Origin of the sequence: Pseudorhodobacter antarcticus, assembly GCF_900110135.1 — a bacterium.
Lineage (GTDB): Bacteria > Pseudomonadota > Alphaproteobacteria > Rhodobacterales > Rhodobacteraceae > Pseudorhodobacter > Pseudorhodobacter antarcticus.
Genome location: NZ_FOCO01000006.1, coordinates 29722 through 46962 on the forward strand (window position 1 = coordinate 29722; position 17241 = coordinate 46962).

General features: G+C 59.5%; 11 protein-coding genes. 5 read left to right on the forward strand and 6 right to left on the reverse strand.

Going from position 1 to position 17241, the window contains the following annotated elements:
- Positions 1-90 precede the first annotated feature (90 nt).
- Positions 91-6828, forward strand: coding sequence for a Hint domain-containing protein (locus tag BMY36_RS20725; RefSeq protein ID WP_050518464.1), 6738 nt, complete (start codon positions 91-93; stop codon positions 6826-6828).
- Here the strand turns inward: BMY36_RS20725 and BMY36_RS04170 are convergent.
- Positions 6825-7406 carry a nucleotidyltransferase family protein gene (locus BMY36_RS04170; protein ID WP_050518495.1) on the reverse strand — a complete coding sequence of 194 codons (582 nt, stop codon included), beginning with the start codon at positions 7404-7406 and terminating at the stop codon, positions 6825-6827. The two genes, BMY36_RS20725 and BMY36_RS04170, sit on opposite strands and share 4 nt — an antisense overlap.
- Before the next feature lie 512 nt (positions 7407-7918).
- Here BMY36_RS04170 and BMY36_RS04180 point away from each other — a divergent pair.
- From BMY36_RS04180 to BMY36_RS04195, 4 genes are all read left to right on the forward strand, one after another.
- A complete protein-coding gene (locus tag BMY36_RS04180) occupies positions 7919-10603 on the forward strand; it encodes an Rne/Rng family ribonuclease (protein WP_050518462.1) in 2685 nt (894 codons plus the stop codon).
- A 147-nt stretch (positions 10604-10750) separates the two neighbouring features.
- Positions 10751-11500 carry a cytochrome c biogenesis CcdA family protein gene (locus tag BMY36_RS04185; protein ID WP_050518461.1) on the forward strand — a complete coding sequence of 250 codons (750 nt, stop codon included), beginning with the start codon at positions 10751-10753 and terminating at the stop codon, positions 11498-11500.
- A gap of 71 nt (positions 11501-11571) precedes the next feature.
- Positions 11572-12801, forward strand: coding sequence for a hypothetical protein (locus tag BMY36_RS04190; RefSeq protein ID WP_050518460.1), 1230 nt, complete (start codon positions 11572-11574; stop codon positions 12799-12801).
- Complete coding sequence (locus BMY36_RS04195) at positions 12798-14129, forward strand: cytochrome P450 (protein ID WP_050518459.1); 1332 nt, start codon at positions 12798-12800, stop codon at positions 14127-14129. The genes BMY36_RS04190 and BMY36_RS04195 overlap by 4 nt, the downstream gene beginning before the upstream one ends.
- Positions 14130-14247: 118 nt before the next feature.
- Here the strand turns inward: BMY36_RS04195 and BMY36_RS04200 are convergent, their stop codons facing one another.
- From BMY36_RS04200 to BMY36_RS04220, 5 genes are all read right to left on the reverse strand, one after another.
- Entirely contained in the window at positions 14248-14478 is a 231-nt protein-coding gene (locus BMY36_RS04200; protein WP_050518458.1) for a ribbon-helix-helix domain-containing protein, read from the reverse strand.
- The gene (locus BMY36_RS04205; RefSeq protein WP_050518457.1) at positions 14475-14660 is read right to left on the reverse strand and encodes a DUF4169 family protein; all 186 of its coding nucleotides are present in this window, start codon (positions 14658-14660) and stop codon (positions 14475-14477) included. The genes BMY36_RS04200 and BMY36_RS04205 overlap by 4 nt, the downstream gene beginning before the upstream one ends.
- A 3-nt stretch (positions 14661-14663) precedes the next feature.
- Positions 14664-16058, reverse strand: coding sequence for a class II fumarate hydratase (gene fumC / locus BMY36_RS04210; protein ID WP_050518456.1), 1395 nt, complete (start codon positions 16056-16058; stop codon positions 14664-14666).
- A gap of 85 nt (positions 16059-16143) precedes the next feature.
- Positions 16144-16704 (reverse strand): class I SAM-dependent methyltransferase, encoded by a 561-nt coding sequence (locus BMY36_RS04215; RefSeq protein ID WP_074818439.1) that lies wholly within the window; start codon positions 16702-16704, stop codon positions 16144-16146.
- Positions 16705-16736: 32 nt separating this feature from the next.
- Positions 16737-17198, reverse strand: a complete 462-nt coding sequence (locus BMY36_RS04220) for an SspB family protein (RefSeq protein WP_050518454.1) — start codon at positions 17196-17198, stop codon at positions 16737-16739.
- Between the last annotated feature and the right edge of the window lie 43 nt (positions 17199-17241).

A 17241-nucleotide genomic window follows, 5' to 3' on the forward strand; every position in this document is an offset into this window, starting at 1 on the left:
TGTGAGGGTACGATGCCGTTTAATCTTAATTGGTCGACTGTTGGTACAAATGGAACATACAGCCTTGCGAATGGTGCTGATACTGTCGGTGTGACGGTTGCAACCACAACCAATATCAACGGCCAAACGGCCACCGCCTCTACGAATGGTTCGCCTGCGGCCCCCGCCCTTTGGGTGCAGGGCATTAATGAACCGATCACCACCACGATGACCTTTACGGCCCCTGTCGCCAATTTCAGCTTTGAAGTTTACGACATCGACTTTCAGGCTGGCGGCTGGGATGATCGGTTAACGGTTCTGGTCACTGATGCGCAAGGCAATGTGCAGGCGGTGAATTTCGGGGATTTGTTGGCGGACCCTTACCATTCGTCAACCGGGAATCAATTGGACGCTGATGGCAGCTTTAACGGTGGTGTTGAAACCATCGGGGCCGAAGATAGCGTTGCGATTACCATCGCAGGCCCAGTGTCGCGGATCCAATTCGTGTTCGACAACGGCGAAAGTTTTGCCACCAGCGGCATGTTTGGTGTGGGCAACATGACGTTTGACCGGGCCGCATTGGATTATGTGGTCGAAGGTACGGCGGGCGCCGATGTGATCAACGATGCCTATTTGCTGGATCCCGATGGGGATCGGGTGAATGGCAATGACGCGCTGAACGGTTCCAATGATGATGTGATTTTCGGCTTTGCGGGCAATGACAGCCTATCGGGCGGTGCTGGCAATGACAGCATTGATGCAGGCGACGACAATGACACCGTGAACGGTGGGACGGGCAATGACACCATTTATGGCGGGGCGGGCGCTGACAGCCTGTTTGGCAATGATGGGGCCGATTTGCAGTATGGCGGCGCAGGTGCCGATTACGTCGATGGGGACGCAGGCAATGACACGCTGTACGGCGATGCGGGCAACGACACGCTGATCGGTGACGGCGGCAATGACCAGTTGTTTGGCGGCACGGGCGATGACCAGATTTTCGACTCGGGCGGTAACAACTTTGCCGATGGTGGCGATGGCAATGACCAGATTTTCTTGGGCACTGGCAATGACACGATTTTGGGCGGCGCTGGCAATGACAACATGGGCGGCGCTGGCGGCGATGATCGTTTTGTCATGGCAAACGGCTTTGGCCGCGACACCATCACGGGTGGCGAAACCGGAGAGACGGTTGGCGATACGCTGGACCTGTCGGGCGTCACCACGGGGTTGACCGTTAACCTGTCCAACGCAAATGCCGAGACGGGCACGGTTAGCGATGGCACCTTTACCGCCGGATTTACCGAGATTGAGAACATCGTGCTGGGCGCTGGTGCAGACACGCTGGTACTGGCCAACGGGTCGGGCGCGGACCGCGTCACGGGGTTTGCCGCCCCCACGCTGACTGCGGGTGGCACCTATACCGGGGTGGACGTGCTGAATGTGGCGGGTCTGAATGATGCCAGCGGCAACCCGGTGAATGTGAATGATGTTGTGGTGACATCGGTTGCGGGCAACGCAGTTTTGACCTTTCCCAACGGGGAAAGCCTGACACTGGTAGGGGTTCCTGCCGCTGCCGTGTCCAGCCCGGCGCAATTGGCCGCAATGGGAATTCCGATGCCCGATGGCATTGTGTATGGCACTGCGGGCGATGATACCATCGACGCCGCCTATTTGGGTGATAATGACGGCGACCGGATTGATGCGAATGATGCGCTGTTGCCGGGGGCCGGGCCGAATGACGATTATGTTTTGGCGGGGGCTGGCAACGATTCCGTTGTTGGCGGCGCGGGCAATGACACGCTGAACGGCGATGCGGGCAATGACACGCTGATTGGCGATTTTGAAATCGACAGCGATATTTCCGTGCGCAGCAACCCGGTTGCGGGCCCTGGTGGCAATGACAGCCTTGTGGGCGGCGCGGGCGATGATAGCATCTATGGCGGTTCGGGCGACGACAGCCTGTATGGCGGTGACGGCAATGACAGCCTGCTGGGCGGCCACGGCAATGATTTGCTGGAAGGCGGCGTTGGGAATGACGAGCTGGAAGGGCTTTACGGCGACGACACCATTTATGGCGGCGACGGCGATGACCATGTGTTTGGCCGTGACGGTGCAGACCTGATCTATGGCGGCGACGGCGCGGACACGCTGGTCGGCTCTATCGGGATTGATACGATTTATGGCGGCGCTGGCAATGATATTATTGCGGGCAGCCAAGGCAGCGATTTAATTTATGGTGGCGAGGGCGATGACCTTGTGTTCATCGGCGTGCCTGCCGCTGGTGATATTGCCTATGACAACGAAGGCACCGTTTATCTGGACGAAGGCAACGACTTTTTGGACGGGGGCGATGCGACCCTGCAGTTCGAGGCCTATGGCGGCACGGGCAATGACATTATCAACGCGGGCGTCGGGGCCGATACGCTGTTTGGCGGCGCGGACAGCGACCAGATCTACGCAGGCGCGGGCGATGACCTGATCACCGGCGATGCTGGCGATGATTACATGGAAGGCCAGGCGGGCGACGATAAATTCAATCTGGCCGATGGGTTTGGCCGCGATACCATTGTTGGCGGCGAAACGGATGAAGTTGCTGGCGACACGCTGGATGCCAGTGCGGTCACCGCCGACATCTTTTTGGATCTAAGCGCGGGCGATCCTGCCAATGGCGAGGATGGCACCCTGACCGTGGACCCCACGGGGGGGGCTGGGTCCAGCCCTGCGGTGCATTATGTGCGCCTGTTCAAACCCGATGCGCCCATCAGCGGTTTTGGGGTTTATCCCACAGGCCCGATTGATTTCAGCGCGGGCGAATGGTTTTATGTTCCGGTTTCGGACTTTGATATCGCTTTGGAGGACAGCCAAGGCATTGGCGGCGCAGGCGGCAACGTGGACACATCGCAAACCCTGATCACGGGGTTTGATGGGCTGTCGGTTGCGGGCGCGGGCCTTGGGGCTGCGGGCCGGGCCGAATACCTTGATGCCAATGGCAACCCGTTCTTTGTGGGTTGGGTCAGTTCTGATTATGCAGGCCCCACGGGTATTCCGGGCAACACCTATCTGATCGTAACCGATGCGGCCAGCGCGGAGCCGGGCGGGGCGGCAACCGCCACCGGCTTTAACGATGCCAATGGGCAGTTTGATTACAACAGCTTTACCCCACCTGTGCATGTCGCCAATTTTTCGGAAATTGAGACGGTCATTCTGGGGTCTGGCAATGATTATGTGCTGGGGTCGGCCGGTCGCGATGTGGTGTTCACTGGGGCCGGGGCCGATACGGTCAATGGCGGGGCTGGCGATGACTCGTTCGATTTGGGCATTGGCGACGCGGCAAACGACACTGTGGTGTTGGCTGACGGGTTTGGCAATGACACCGTATCAGGGTTTGACGCCCCCATCGACAATGGCGATGGCACCTTTACCGGACGCGATATGGTGGAGGTGTCCAACCTGACCTCGGATGGCGGCACCACCCCTATCAACACCAGCGATGTGGTGGTGACCGATACCAATGGCGACGGCACAGGCGATGCGATCCTGATATTTCCGGGCGGTGAAACAATAACGTTGATCGGCGTTCCGGCAGCGCGGCTTGATACCCCGGCCGAGTTGGAAGCGATCGGGATTCCGTCTGTCGCGCGGAACTACATCGTGGAAGGCACCGCAGGCGCGGATGTGATCGATGGCACCTATTTGGGCGACCCCGAAGGTGACCGGGTGGATGCGGGTGATAACCTTGCTGGCAATAATGATGACGTTATCCTTGCAGGCGCAGGCGATGACCGTGTGAACGCTGCCGCAGGCGATGACAGAATTGAGGCGGGTACTGGCAACGATATCGTTATGGGAGGGTCGGGCAACGACACCGCCTTTGGCGAGGCGGGCAATGATCAAGTCGCCGGCGGGTCTGGCGATGACGTGTTGTTTGGTGGCGATGGTGCAGACACATTGTTTGGCGGCAGTGGCAGCGACACGATTGAGGGGGACGATGGCAACGACCTGATCTATGGCGGTGGCAGCGACATTAACCCGCAAAACACCGTTTTCTGGATGAACGATTCCAGTGCTAACTTGCTGCGCATTGACACGGTTGAAGGTGTGGCCACCACAACAATCGTGGGCAGTACAGGCGTCGTTCTGGGCGATGTTGGTATGGCCCCGGACGGCAGCCTTTACGGTGTTGGGTTAAATGCCACCGGTGGATTGTACCGTATTGATACCACGACCGGGGCATCGTCATTTTTGGGCGGGTTTCCTGCCCCGTTGACCTTTGCAAACTCTTTGTCGTTTGATGAGGATGGTCAGGGCTATACTGCAACAGGCAGCACGATTTATCGGTTTGATCCGTCCAATCCGGGCGGGGCCACGCCGTGGTGGACCAATCCAGAGGGTGGCGCTGCGGCGGGTGATTACATCTTTTACGGCAATAAGGCGTTGATTTCATGGGGTGTTTGTAGCCAAACCCGTTTGGTAGAGCTGACGCTTGATTCCAACAACTCTGTTCTAAGCTCCCAAAACCTTGGTGTTCTACCGCGAAATTCATGGGGTTTGACCGCCGATGCGGCTGGCCAAATCTATGTTGCAGCCAGCGGGTCGGCAGGCAACGCGATGTACCGTTTGACCTTGCCAGAAACCCCGATTTCAGGGGGCAACGGGGCCATTCCGACCACTGTGGTGCCGGGCAGTGCGGCCCCCGCCGGGCTTTACTATGGCGCGACATCGAATGTTGAATCCCAGATTGGCGCTTGGACGGATGTCGGCGACAGCCTGTCGGGTGGCGCGGGCAATGACACCATTTACGGCATGGATGGCAACGACACCATCAATGGTGGGGTGGGCAATGACGCGCTTTATGGCGGGTTGGACGATGACAGCATCCGCGGCGATGCGGGTGATGACACGCTGTACGGTGGCCGCGGTGCGGACACGCTGGAAGGCGGCGCAGGCAATGACCTGCTGATGGGCGAGTTTGGCGATGATTTGTTGCGCGGTGACGATGGCAACGACACACTGCTGGGCGGCGATGGGGCCGATACGTTGTTTGGCGGCGCAGGCAATGACAGCTTGTCGGGCGGCGCCGGAAATGACAGCATTTTTGGCGGTGAAGGCAATGACAGCGTTGATGGTGGCGATGGTGATGATTTCATCAACACCCGCACCTCTGTCGGCTTGGGCCGGCCGGACCAGGGGTATCTGGGTATTTATGCGGCGGATACGGACCCCAACAATGACCGCGACACCGTTTTTGGCGGCGCTGGCAATGACACAATCCTGACCGGCGACGACAATGACAGCATTTTTGGCGGCGACGGCAATGACAGCATCGACGTGGGTTTTGACAATGACACCGTGTTTGGTGGCAGCGGCAATGACACGGTGATCGGTGGCGAAGGCAACGATTCCATCGAGGGCGGTGACGGCAATGACGTGCTGTATGGCGGGCTGACACTGGGTGAATTGGACGTATCCTCGGCCCCTGATGCAAACGATTTGTTGCCTTTCAACGGGTTGGACACGATCCGTGGCGGGGCGGGCAATGACCTGATCTATGGCATGGATGACGCGGACCAATTGTACGGCGATACGGGCAATGACACGATTTTTGGCGGCATCGACAATGACAGCCTGTTTGGCGGTGCCGGCGCTGACAGCCTGTATGGCGACGACGGTGACGACCGGATTGAAACTGGCGGTGGCGATGATGTGGCATATGGTGGGGCTGGCAATGACACCATCATCGGCACGGGCACTGGGTTGCAAGCGTTGTTTGGCGATGAGGGCAATGACACGATTGTTGGTGCCGCATTGGCCAAATCCTTGGTCTATGGCGGTGACGGCAACGATGATATCATGGGCGGCGACTTGACCGATCAGCTGCTTGGCGATGATGGCGATGATACGATTTCGGGCGGTGGTGGTGACGATTTTGTCTTGGGCGACGACGGCAATGATGTGCTGTTTGGTGGCGACGGCGCGGATGTTGTCAGTGGTGGCCGTGGGGCCGACACGCTGACAGGCGGCGACGGGGCTGACACATTGTTTGGCGACGACGACCGCGATGTGTTCTTTGGCGGCATCGGCGATGTGATTGAGGGCGGCGAAGGGGGCGACGATTTCGACACGCTGGACCTGCGCAGTTTGGGTGGCCTTGCCTTTACCAACGTCCTGTTCGGGGGCGGTAATAACGAAGCCGGTGTGGTTCAGGTGTTGGATGGTTCCGGCGCTGTCACGGGCAGTTTTGCGTTTTCCGAAATTGAACGGGTCATTCCTTGCTTTACCCCCGGCACGATGGTCGTGACCCAAAAGGGCGAATGTGCGGTGGAAAGCTTGGTGCCGGGCGATAAGGTGTTGACGCGCGACAGCGGCTATCAAACCCTGCGTTGGGTTAGGGCGCGGGATGTGTCGGGCGCGGAACTGGCGGCGACCCCGGCGTTTCAGCCTGTGTGCTTGGCTGCGGGTGCCTTGGGTGCGGGCCTGCCTGTGCGCGATATGACTGTATCGCCGCAGCACCGCTTCTTGATGTCAGGCACGCGTGCGGAAATGCTGTTTGGGGAACATGAGGTGTTGGTGTCTGCGCTGCATTTGATCAATGATCACAGCGTTTTGCGGGTATCTGTGCCTCATGTCACCTATATCCACTTGATGTTTGACCAGCATGAGATCATTCGCGCCGATGGGGTTTGGACCGAAAGTTTCCAGCCCGGCGATATGACCTCGGCCAGCATGGACCACGCACAGCGCGCCGAGGTGTTTGCATTGTTCCCCGCCTTGGAAGCCGGGGCTGATTATCCCGCCGCGCGCCCGTCTTTGCGCGGGTTTGAAGCGAAAGCGCTGCTGGGGGTCTAACCGCCAGCACGCCACGCCGCCCAATCTTCGGGGGTGTCCAGATCAGTTGTGGCATGGGCGTGGGGCAGGGTGACCTGTACCACGTCTGCGTCTGCCAACAGGGCGCGCGCGCCTGTGTCGCCTTGCAGCGCCAACAACGCCGCCCGTGCGCTGGGTGGAAAAATCACCGGGTGCCCCGGCACGCCAGCGGGGGTTACAGCGCGGTGTATCTGACCCGGGGTGGTGCGATACGCGTCGATCATGGCGCGCAGGTCGGCCCCGTCCACCTCTGGCATATCGGCCAGCAGCACCATGACTGCGCCCCCTTCGGGTAGGGTTGCAACACCCGCGCGCAAGGATGTGGCCATGCCCGTGCCCGCGTCCGGCACAGTGACCAAGTGCGCCTGCAAACCCACAAGTGCGGCGGCGCGCGCGGGGCGGTCGGGGGGCAGGGTCACTGTCACGCCCAGCCCGGATTGCAGGGCCATTTGCACCACATGCGCCAACAAGGGGCGGCCTTTTACGGGTTCCAGCAGCTTGTCCATGCCGCGCATGCGCCGTGATGCCCCCGCCGCCAAAATCAAAATCGCGATGTGCATCCTGCCCCCCCCCCCGTTCCGCGTAACAGCATCACCATACCGCCGCCGCCCGCAATGCAAAGCGCAAAGCAAAGCCGTGCTAAAACGCGGCCCCGGCAAATTGACCATTGTAAAAGCAGCCATCCTGCCTTTATGGTCAGCACACGCGCACAGGGGTTTGCAAACGCCCAGTGCGCGCGACACATTCACGCCGTGATGCATTGGCTGGGCAGACCGCTCGGCGATGTCCCATCCCGGCGGATCACTGATCGGGCGGATGAATTGCCGCAAGATCGTATCTTTGCCCGTCACGTCGTTGACAAAACGGGCCTTTCACATGGATGCAGCAATGCGTTCGGGATAAACCGCGATGCGCCGCGCTATGATATTGACCAAAGCTGACGGGGGGCCTTTGCGGCCAACCCTGCCGCTTTTGTCGCGCAGCCTCGCCCAGACAAGTCACCACTTCAGCGCACATCGTCCCCCCGGAAAGTTTCCGGCGCGGTGGGCGCGGCTGGGTGCTATGGAACAAAATGGCCAAGAAAATGCTTATCGATGCCACCCATGCCGAGGAAACTCGGGTGGTTGTGGTGGATGGAAACAAGGTTGAGGAATTCGACTTTGAAACCATCAACAAACGTCAGCTTGCTGGCAATATTTACCTTGCAAAGGTAACACGGGTCGAACCGTCGTTGCAGGCGGCCTTTGTCGATTACGGCGGAAATCGCCACGGGTTTTTGGCTTTTGCCGAAATCCACCCTGATTATTACCAAATCCCGATGGCCGACCGCCAAGCGCTGTTGGATGAGGAACGTGCGATTGCCCGCGCCGAGGAAGAGGATGAAAATGCCCGCGACGCAGGTCGCGATGGCGGCCGGGAGCAGGGTCGCGATGGGGGCCGGGATGGTGGCAAAGGCCGCCGTCAGCGCCGCCCGCGCGGTGGGTCCGCAGCGCAATCCGCGCAATCGGGTGATGCCGTAAAAACCGCCGAAATCAGTGGCATGGATGTCGTTGATCTGGATGAAACCGACACTGATGCCGCCGTGGATGTGGTTGAAACCGCAACCGATGCGCAGGCTGACGTGTCGATTTTGCACAGGGCAGAGGTCCATGACGCGCCCGACAGCGATGAGGATGGCGATGCGCCGTTCCGCGCGATGGACACGGCATCCGACACCGACGACGACATCGAATCCATCGCGGATGAAGATGTGTCTGAGGAAATTCGCGCCCCCCGCCGCCCCCGCGCGCGCCGCTATAAAATCCAAGAAGTGATCAAAGTTCGCCAGATTATGCTGATCCAAGTGGTCAAGGAGGAGCGCGGCAATAAGGGCGCAGCGCTAACCACCTATCTGTCGCTGGCAGGCCGTTACTGTGTCTTGATGCCCAACACCGCGCGCGGTGGTGGCATTTCGCGCAAGATTACCCAAGCCAATGACCGCAAAAAGCTGAAAGAAATCGCGCAGGAAATCGTGGTGCCCGAAGGCGCTGGCCTGATTATCCGCACGGCGGGGGCCAAGCGCACCAAGCCCGAAATTCGCCGCGATTACGAATATCTGATGCGCTTGTGGGAACAGATCCGCGAATTGACATTGAAATCCATTGCCCCGGCTGCGATCTATGAAGAAGGCAATTTGATCAAACGCTCCATCCGCGACCTTTACAGCCGCGAGATTGACGAAGTGCTGGTGGAAGGCGCCGAAGGGTTCCGCGTCGCCAAGGATTTTATGCGCATGATCATGCCAACCCATGCCCGCGCCGTGCAGCCCTATAATGACCCCACGCCGCTGTTTGCGCGCTATCAAGTCGAAAGCTATCTGGCGGGGATGTTCAACCCCACCGTTCAGCTAAAATCGGGCGGTTACATCGTGATCGGCATCACCGAAGCGTTGGTGGCGATCGACGTCAACTCGGGCCGCGCGACCAAAGAAGGCTCGATCGAGGAAACCGCGACCAAAACCAACCTGGAGGCCGCCGAGGAGGTGGCCCGCCAATTGCGCCTGCGCGATTTGGCTGGGTTGATTGTGATCGACTTTATCGACATGGAAGATCGTCGCAACAACGCCGCCGTTGAAAAGCGGTTGAAAGACAAGCTGAAAACCGATCGCGCGCGGATTCAGGTCGGCCGCATTTCCGGCTTTGGCCTGATGGAAATGAGCCGCCAACGCTTGCGCCCCGGCATGTTGGAAAGCACCACCCAGCCTTGCGCGCATTGCCATGGCACGGGCCTTATCCGGTCCGATGACAGCATGGCGCTGACGATTTTGCGCGCGCTGGAGGAGGAGGGCACCCGCAAGCGCAGCAAAGAAGTGCTGCTGCGCGCACCCATCGCGGTGGTCAACTTCTTGATGAACCAAAAGCGCGAACATATCGCGATGATCGAGGCACGCTATGGCATGTCGGTGCGGGTCGAATGTGACCCCGCCATGATCAGCCCAGATTACACGATTGAAAAATTCAAAACCGCGCTGCGTGTGGTTTCGGAAAATTCGGGCGTGATTTCAGGCAATTCGTCGATGATGGGGGCCTATGTTGACGATATCGAGGATCCCGAAATCCCGACTGAAGAAGAAGAAAATTCAGAACCCGAAAGCGTAGACGCCGACGAGCCGCGCAGCGAAGCGCGGGCCGAGGCGCGCGGCGAAGAGGACCCGAAAGACGGGGGCCGCAAAAAGCGTCGTCGTCGTCGTCGTCGTCGTGGGGCCAATGGTGCCGATGAAAACGGGGATGATACCGGTGATCAGGATGGCGATGATGCCGACAGCGCGGATGGTGCGGCACCCGATGCGGCCATTACGCCTGCGGTAGACGCGCCAGCCGATGAAGCGCCCAAAAAGCGCAGTAGGTCACGGACTCGCAAGCCAAAAGCTGACACGGCAGAGGGGGCAATAGCCGATGCAGGGGCCGCACCAGCGGTTGCAGACGCCGTGCCCGCAGCAGAGGCGGAGGCCCCAGCCGAAAAGCCAAAACCCCGCCGCGTGCGCAAGCCAAAAGTGGTGGCTGAGGTGGAAGCTGCATCAGAAGCGCCAGCCATGGTCGCAGCAGAGGTGGCGTCCGCGCCAGTTTCCGAACCGACCCCGCCGCCAGCGCCTACGCCTGCCGTTGTGGTTGAGGCAGCCCCTGTGACCGCAGCAGGCCCCGCAGCCAAAGTGGTGGCACCCGTTGCAGACGCGGAAGAAAAACCACGTCGCAAAGGCTGGTGGAACTTGGGCCGCTAACCGCAGCACATAAAACCCCAAAAGGCGCGGGCCAACCCCCGCGCCTTTTTCCATATCTGCCCCTTGGCCACGCGAACGTGACCATCTGCCCTGCTGACGCAGCCAACCATTCGGGCTAGACCAATAGGGCAAGCAAAAGGAAGCGCCATGATCGGAATTGACCTTATCGACGCCAGTCTGGCACCTGCGATGCTTGTGGCTTTGTTGGCGGGCGTTTTGTCGTTCCTGTCGCCTTGCGTGTTGCCGATTGTGCCGCCCTACCTTGCCTATATGGGCGGGATCAGCATGGGCGAGATGAAGGCCGGCACCGCCCGCCGCCGTGTTCTGCTGCCTGCAATTTTCTTTGTGCTGGGCCTGTCGACGGTGTTCCTTTTCCTTGGCTTCACCGCCTCTGTGTTTGGAACATTTTTTCTGCAATATCAAGATATTCTGTCCAAAGTATCGGGCGTTGTGGTCATCATATTTGGCCTGCATTTCTTGGGCGTTTTCCGCATTTCCATCCTTGATCGTGAGGCGCGGCTGGACGCGGGCGACCGCGGCGGATCGGCCTTTGGCGCATATCTTTTGGGCCTCGCCTTTGCTTTTGGCTGGACGCCATGCATCGGCCCGCAATTGGGTGCGATTTTGTCCATCGCAGCCAGTGAGGCCAGCCTGACCCGCGGCACCACGCTGCTTGGCGTCTATGCTTTGGGTTTGGGGCTGCCGTTTATCCTTGCTGCCATGTTTATCGAACGCGCTGTTGGTGTCATGGCCCGGCTGAAACGCCATATGAAGGCGATTGAACGGGCGATGGGTGTTTTGCTGATTATCGTTGGCGTGGCCCTGCTGACAGGTGCGTTTTCGGCGTTTTCGTTCTGGCTTTTGGAAACCTTCCCCATCCTTAGCAGGCTGGGCTGACCTTTCCCCCTAATTTTGCCCAATTTCGCGGTATACTGCGGTAAGGGAAAAAGACGGGACGCAGGGGCATTATGACAACAGATCCTTCACACTCCACGGGCAGTGTTGCGCGCCGCCGCGTGTTCTACATTCCCGGTTATGACCCGTTTCATCCGCGCCGATACCGCGAATTGTACCGCAAGGAAGGCGCCGAGCAGGCGGCGATTTCTGACTATGCGCTTGATCTGAAACCCAAAGCGGGTGGCGGGGCTTATGGTTGGCAGGTTGCATCGCAGATTGGGGGGGCAGATGTTGCGGCCCAAGTGGAGGTGTTGGTTTGGTCCGATATCGTTAAGGATTCGATGGCGACCGGGATCGTCGTGACCTATGTGCAACTGGTCAAAACCGCGTGGATTTATATTACCTCTGGCGCGTTGTTTCGTTTGATGCGGCTGCGCAAGGGGCCTGTGATTGCAGCGCTTTATCCGTTGGTATTTTTGCTGGGGCAGCTTGGTTTGGCCGCTTTGGTGGTGCGGTTGGGCGTGGCTTTTGGGATGGCGTTTTTGCCAATGGGCGGGCTGTTGGGCCTTGGTGTTGGTGCGGTGCTGGCCGTGGCCTTGCTGCATTGGTTTCGCCGGGTCGATAATAAGGTTTTTGCCTATTATCTTATGCATGACTATGCCTATTCCGCGCAATTCAACGGTGCCAACCCGCCAGAGTTGGAGGAGCGCATGGCGGATTTTGGCATCGCGATCGCCGCCGCTTTGACCCATGATGTTGAGGAGGTTTTGGTGGTCGGTCACTCCTCGGGCGTGCATATCGGGGTGTCGGTTTTGGCCGATCTTATTCGCGCGGGGCGGGTGCCTGCGGGCGGTCCGGCGCTGTCGTTTTTGTCGCTGGGGCAAGTGGTGCCGATGGTGTCGTTTTTGCCTGACGCCCATCGTTTGCGCGCGGATTTGGCGTTTCTTTCCGCGTCAGATGCGCTGGTTTGGGTCGATGTGACCGCCCCCGGCGATGGGTGTGCGTTTGCTTTGTGTGACCCCGTGGCCGTGTCGGGGGTGGCCCCGGTGGGGCAGCGCTGGCCGCTGGTGTTTTCGGCGGCCTTCACGCAAACCTTGTCGCCTCAGCGGTGGCGAGAGTTGCGCTGGCGTTTTTTCCGGCTGCATTTTCAGTATCTTTGCGCGTTTGATCGCCCGCGTGACTATGATTATTTTCAGATCACGGCGGGGCCGTTGACCCTTAACGCGCGCTATGCGGGGCGGGGCGCGTCGGCGCAGCGGATCACGCGGGCCGTGAACAAATATACGTCGGTGGTGCCATGATCCCGCCGAAACCCGTGGCCCGGCCCGATAAAGTGTCGCTGTGGCGGTATATGAAACTGTTTCGGGCAGATATTCTATCGGCCCAGCCCGCGCGGCTTTATCGCGCGTGGATGGCCGAATTTCGCACGCCGTTTTTCCGCAGCTATTTGTGCAATGATCCGGCGCTGGTGCGGCGGGTTTTAAACGAGCGGCCCGATGATTTCCCCAAATCGAACCGGATTGGTGAAGGGCTGCGGCCGTTGTTGGGCAATTCGGTTTTTGTGACGAATGGTGAGGTTTGGAAACGGCAGCGGCGCATTATTGACCCGGCGTTTGAAGGGGGGCGGGTGAAATCGACCTTTCCGGCCATGGTTGCGGCGGGGCAGGCGATGGCTGCCCGGATGCGGCCCGGCGTGCAAGATATTGAGCCGGAGATGAGCCACGCGGCGGCGGATGTGATTTTTCGCACGCTGTTTTCCATCCCCATTGAACATGCCATCGCGGCGGAGGTTTTTGATCAATTCCGCGCCTATCAGCGGGCGCAGCCGATCTTGAATTTGGCGGCGTTTTTGCCGCTGCCGCGCTGGTTTCCGCGCTTTCATTCGCGCCAAACCAAGGCCACGGCGGCGCGGATTAGGGGGTTGATCCGGGAGTTGACCGAAGGACGGGCGGCCCAGATTTTGGCGGGCACCGCGCCCAAGGATTTGGCGACCAAGATTATGACCACGCCGGACCCGGTGACGGGAGAGGTGTTTGGGACGGAAGAAATGATTGATCAGGTCGCGATCTTTTTCCTTGCGGGGCATGAAACGAGTGCATCGGCGTTGGGGTGGGCGCTGTATTTGCTGGCGATGGATCAGCGTGTGCAGGACCGCGTTGCGCAGGAGGCGAGGGGGGCGGATTTTGGCGCGATGGGGGGGCTGAAATTCAGCCGCGATGTGTTTCGCGAGGCGCTGCGATTGTACCCGCCGGTGCCGATGATGGTGCGCGAAAATGCCTGCCCTGAGGAGTTTCGCGGGCGCAGGGTGAGGCCGGGCGGGCAGGTTGTGTTGAGCCCGTGGCATTTGCATCGGCATGAGCGGATTTGGGACCGGCCGGATGAATTTGACCCTGACCGCTGGCAGACGGAGGCGGGGAAAGGCTGTGCCCGCGAGGCATTTATTCCGTTTTCAAGCGGGGCGCGGGTTTGTCCGGGGGCGGGGTTTGCGATGGTGGAGGGGCCTTTGTTGTTGGCCATGATGGTGCGGGATTTTCGGTTTGAACTGGTGGCGGGCAAAGTGCCGGTGCCTGTGGCCCATTTGACGGTGCGGGCGCGGGACGGGATTTGGTTGGATGTGAAACCGCGATAGCATCGCGCGCGATGCGGCGGGTAAGGTGTTGTATTCGCGGTATTTGATTTTTTTGTTAAGCTTATATTAGGGTTTGGATCGCGGTTTTGGCAGGGTGAGAGTCGGGGTGAACCCCGACCTACGGGGCGTTTTTGTAATGGTTTAGAATATAAACGCGGATGGCGGAGGCGAGGCCGATGGTGGTTTGGCGTTGCTCGTCAATCTCAATCGCCAAGGCGTTTATCGTGAGGTCGCGAGCGGTGGCGATGTCGCGAAAGGCGGTCCAAAATTCAGCCTCGAGTGATACCGACGTGCGGTGGCCGCGCAGGGTGAGGGAGTGTTTGACGGGGCGTTCTGGGGCGCGGCTCATGTCTTGTCGTCCAGTGCGTGCCCGTCCAATGTGCGGTTGGCGCGGTCGGCGGTGGATTTTTCGGCGGCTTTTTTGGCCTTGGTGCGGCCAAATTTGGCGGCGTTGGCATCAGCCTGCGCGCGGGCCAAGGATTTTTCCTTAGCCTTTTTTGTTGCGCGCAGGTTGATGATTTGTGCGGACAAAATTTAACCCTTTGGCCCGATCATATCTTCGGGCCGCACCACGCGGTCAAAGGTTTCACCATCGACCAGACCCAGCGCAATCGCCTCTTCACGCAGGGTCGTGCCGTTTTTATGCGCGGTTTTGGCGACTTTGGTGGCGTTGTCATAGCCGATGGTGGGGGCCAAAGCGGTCACCAGCATCAGCGATTCCTTCATCAGCTTGTCGATGCGCGGGATGTTGGCTTGGGTGCCGACCACCATGTTATCGGTGAAGGACCCCGCCGCATCGCCCAAAAGCTGCATGGATTGCAACAGGTTATAGGACATCATCGGGTTATAGACGTTGAGTTCAAAATGTCCCTGCGAGCCTGCGAAGCCGATGGCGGCATCATTGCCCATGACATGGGCGCAGACCATTGTCAGCGCCTCGGCCTGGGTTGGGTTCACTTTGCCGGGCATGATGGACGAACCCGGTTCGTTTTCGGGCAAGATTAATTCGCCAAGGCCGGAACGCGGACCGGAGCCGAGGAGGCGAAGATCGTTCGCGATTTTGAACAGGGAGCCTGCAACGGTTTTCAAAGCGCCCGACATCATCACCATCGCGTCATGGGCGGCGAGGGATTCGAATTTATTGGGGGCGGTCACGAAGGGCAAATCGGTGATGGCCGCGATTTCCGCGGCCACGCGCGTGTCCCAGCCGACGCGGGTGTTGAGGCCGGTGCCGACGGCGGTGCCGCCTTGGGCCAGTTCATAAATATCGGGCAGGCAGGCGTTGACGCGCTGGATGCCCTTGGCAACTTGGTGGGCGTAGCCGGAAAATTCCTGACCCAAGGTCAAAGGCGTCGCATCTTGGGTATGAGTGCGGCCAATTTTGATGATGTCTTTGAATTCGTTTTGTTTTGCGACGAGGGCCGCGTGCAGTTTGTGCAGGCCGGGCAGCAAAACATCGCGGGCCATCATGCCAGTGGCCACATGCATGGCGGTGGGAAATGTGTCGTTGGATGATTGGCCCATGTTGACGTGATCATTGGGGTGGACGGGTTTTTTGGAGCCCATCACGCCGCCGAGCATTTCAATGGCGCGGTTTGAGATAACTTCGTTCGCGTTCATGTTGGACTGGGTGCCGGAGCCGGTTTGCCAGACGACCAATGGAAAGTTGTCATCAAACTTGCCGTCAATCACCTCTTGGGCCGCGTTTGAAATAGTGTCGGCGAGGTCGGCGGGCATATCGCCTTGGACTTTGTTCACGCGGGCGCAGGCCTGTTTGATCACGCCCAAAGCGCGAATGATTGCAACGGGTTGACGTTCCCAGCCGATGGGAAAGTTTTGGATGGAGCGCTGGGTTTGGGCACCCCAATATTTGTCAGCGGGGACATCAAGGGGGCCAAAGCTGTCGGTTTCAACACGGATCGCGGACATCGAACTTTCCTCCAAAAAATTTGCGTCTTTGTAGGGGGATGCGGGGGGGAAAGCAATTGGTATGCGGAGGTATACCGTTTGAGCTTTACACAGTGGCGCGGGTGATGATGTAAACTTGGGCCGGGGGGAAGTTGGCCCAAACCTTGCGCGCTTTGGTGGCTTGAAGGCCCAAGGCGGCCAGACCATCATCGGTGAGGGGCGGATTTTGGCCGTAGGTGAACTGGATCATGATGCCGCCGGGGCGCAGCACATCAAAGGCGGCGGCGACGATTTCGCGGCGAATCTGACGCGGCATCGACAGAAGGGGCAGGCCCGAGACGACAGCGCCGACCGTTGGGGGCAGCAATTTGGGGGCCATTTGCGCGCAATCGGTGTGGATGGTGGTGCCCGGAAAGCGGCTGTGCAGCGCATCCGCAAAGGCCGCGTTCATTTCAAACAGCGTGAGGTTGGCGGGGGTGACGCCGCGCTGCAAAATCGCTTGGGTGATGATCCCGGTGCCGGGGCCAAATTCGACCACTGGCCCGGTTTGGGGGCCGACATGTTCGGCCATTGCGGTCGCCAGCGCGCGTGAGGAGGGCACGAGCGAGGAGGTTTGTTTGGGTTGCAGGACCGCTTGTTTGAGAAAAAACGCGAGGTCACTGAACATGGTGCTGGCCTTTTGGCTGCGGGCGGGGGTGGTCACTTGCGGAATTTATCAAGGGAGACGACCTCTGCTGCGCGGGGCGGCGCGGGGGGGGGCGTGTCGTCATCCTCTGTTTCGTCGTCCTCATCCTCGTCCTCATCATCAGATTTGCTTTCAAAGCGCAGGCCGAATTCGACGGAAGGGTCCACGAATGTGCGCAGGGCATCAAAGGGGACGACCATCGGTTCGGGGTTGTTGCCGAAATTGAGGGTGATGGAAAAGCCGGTATCGGTGACGTCGAGGTTTTCGAACCAGTTTTGGACGACAATCGTCATTTCCTCGGGGTAGCGATCGCGGAGCCAGTCGGCGAGAATCACGTCGGGGTGGGTGGTGTCGAACGTGATGAAGAAGTGGTGGTTGCCGGGCAGGCCGTGTTTGGAGACATCGGTGAGGACGGCCTGAATGAGGCCACGCATCGCGTTGTGCATGAGGTTGCCGTATTCGATGCTGCGCGCCATGCGGTGCCCTTTCGTTTGGTTGAGGGCATCATAGGGGATTTGC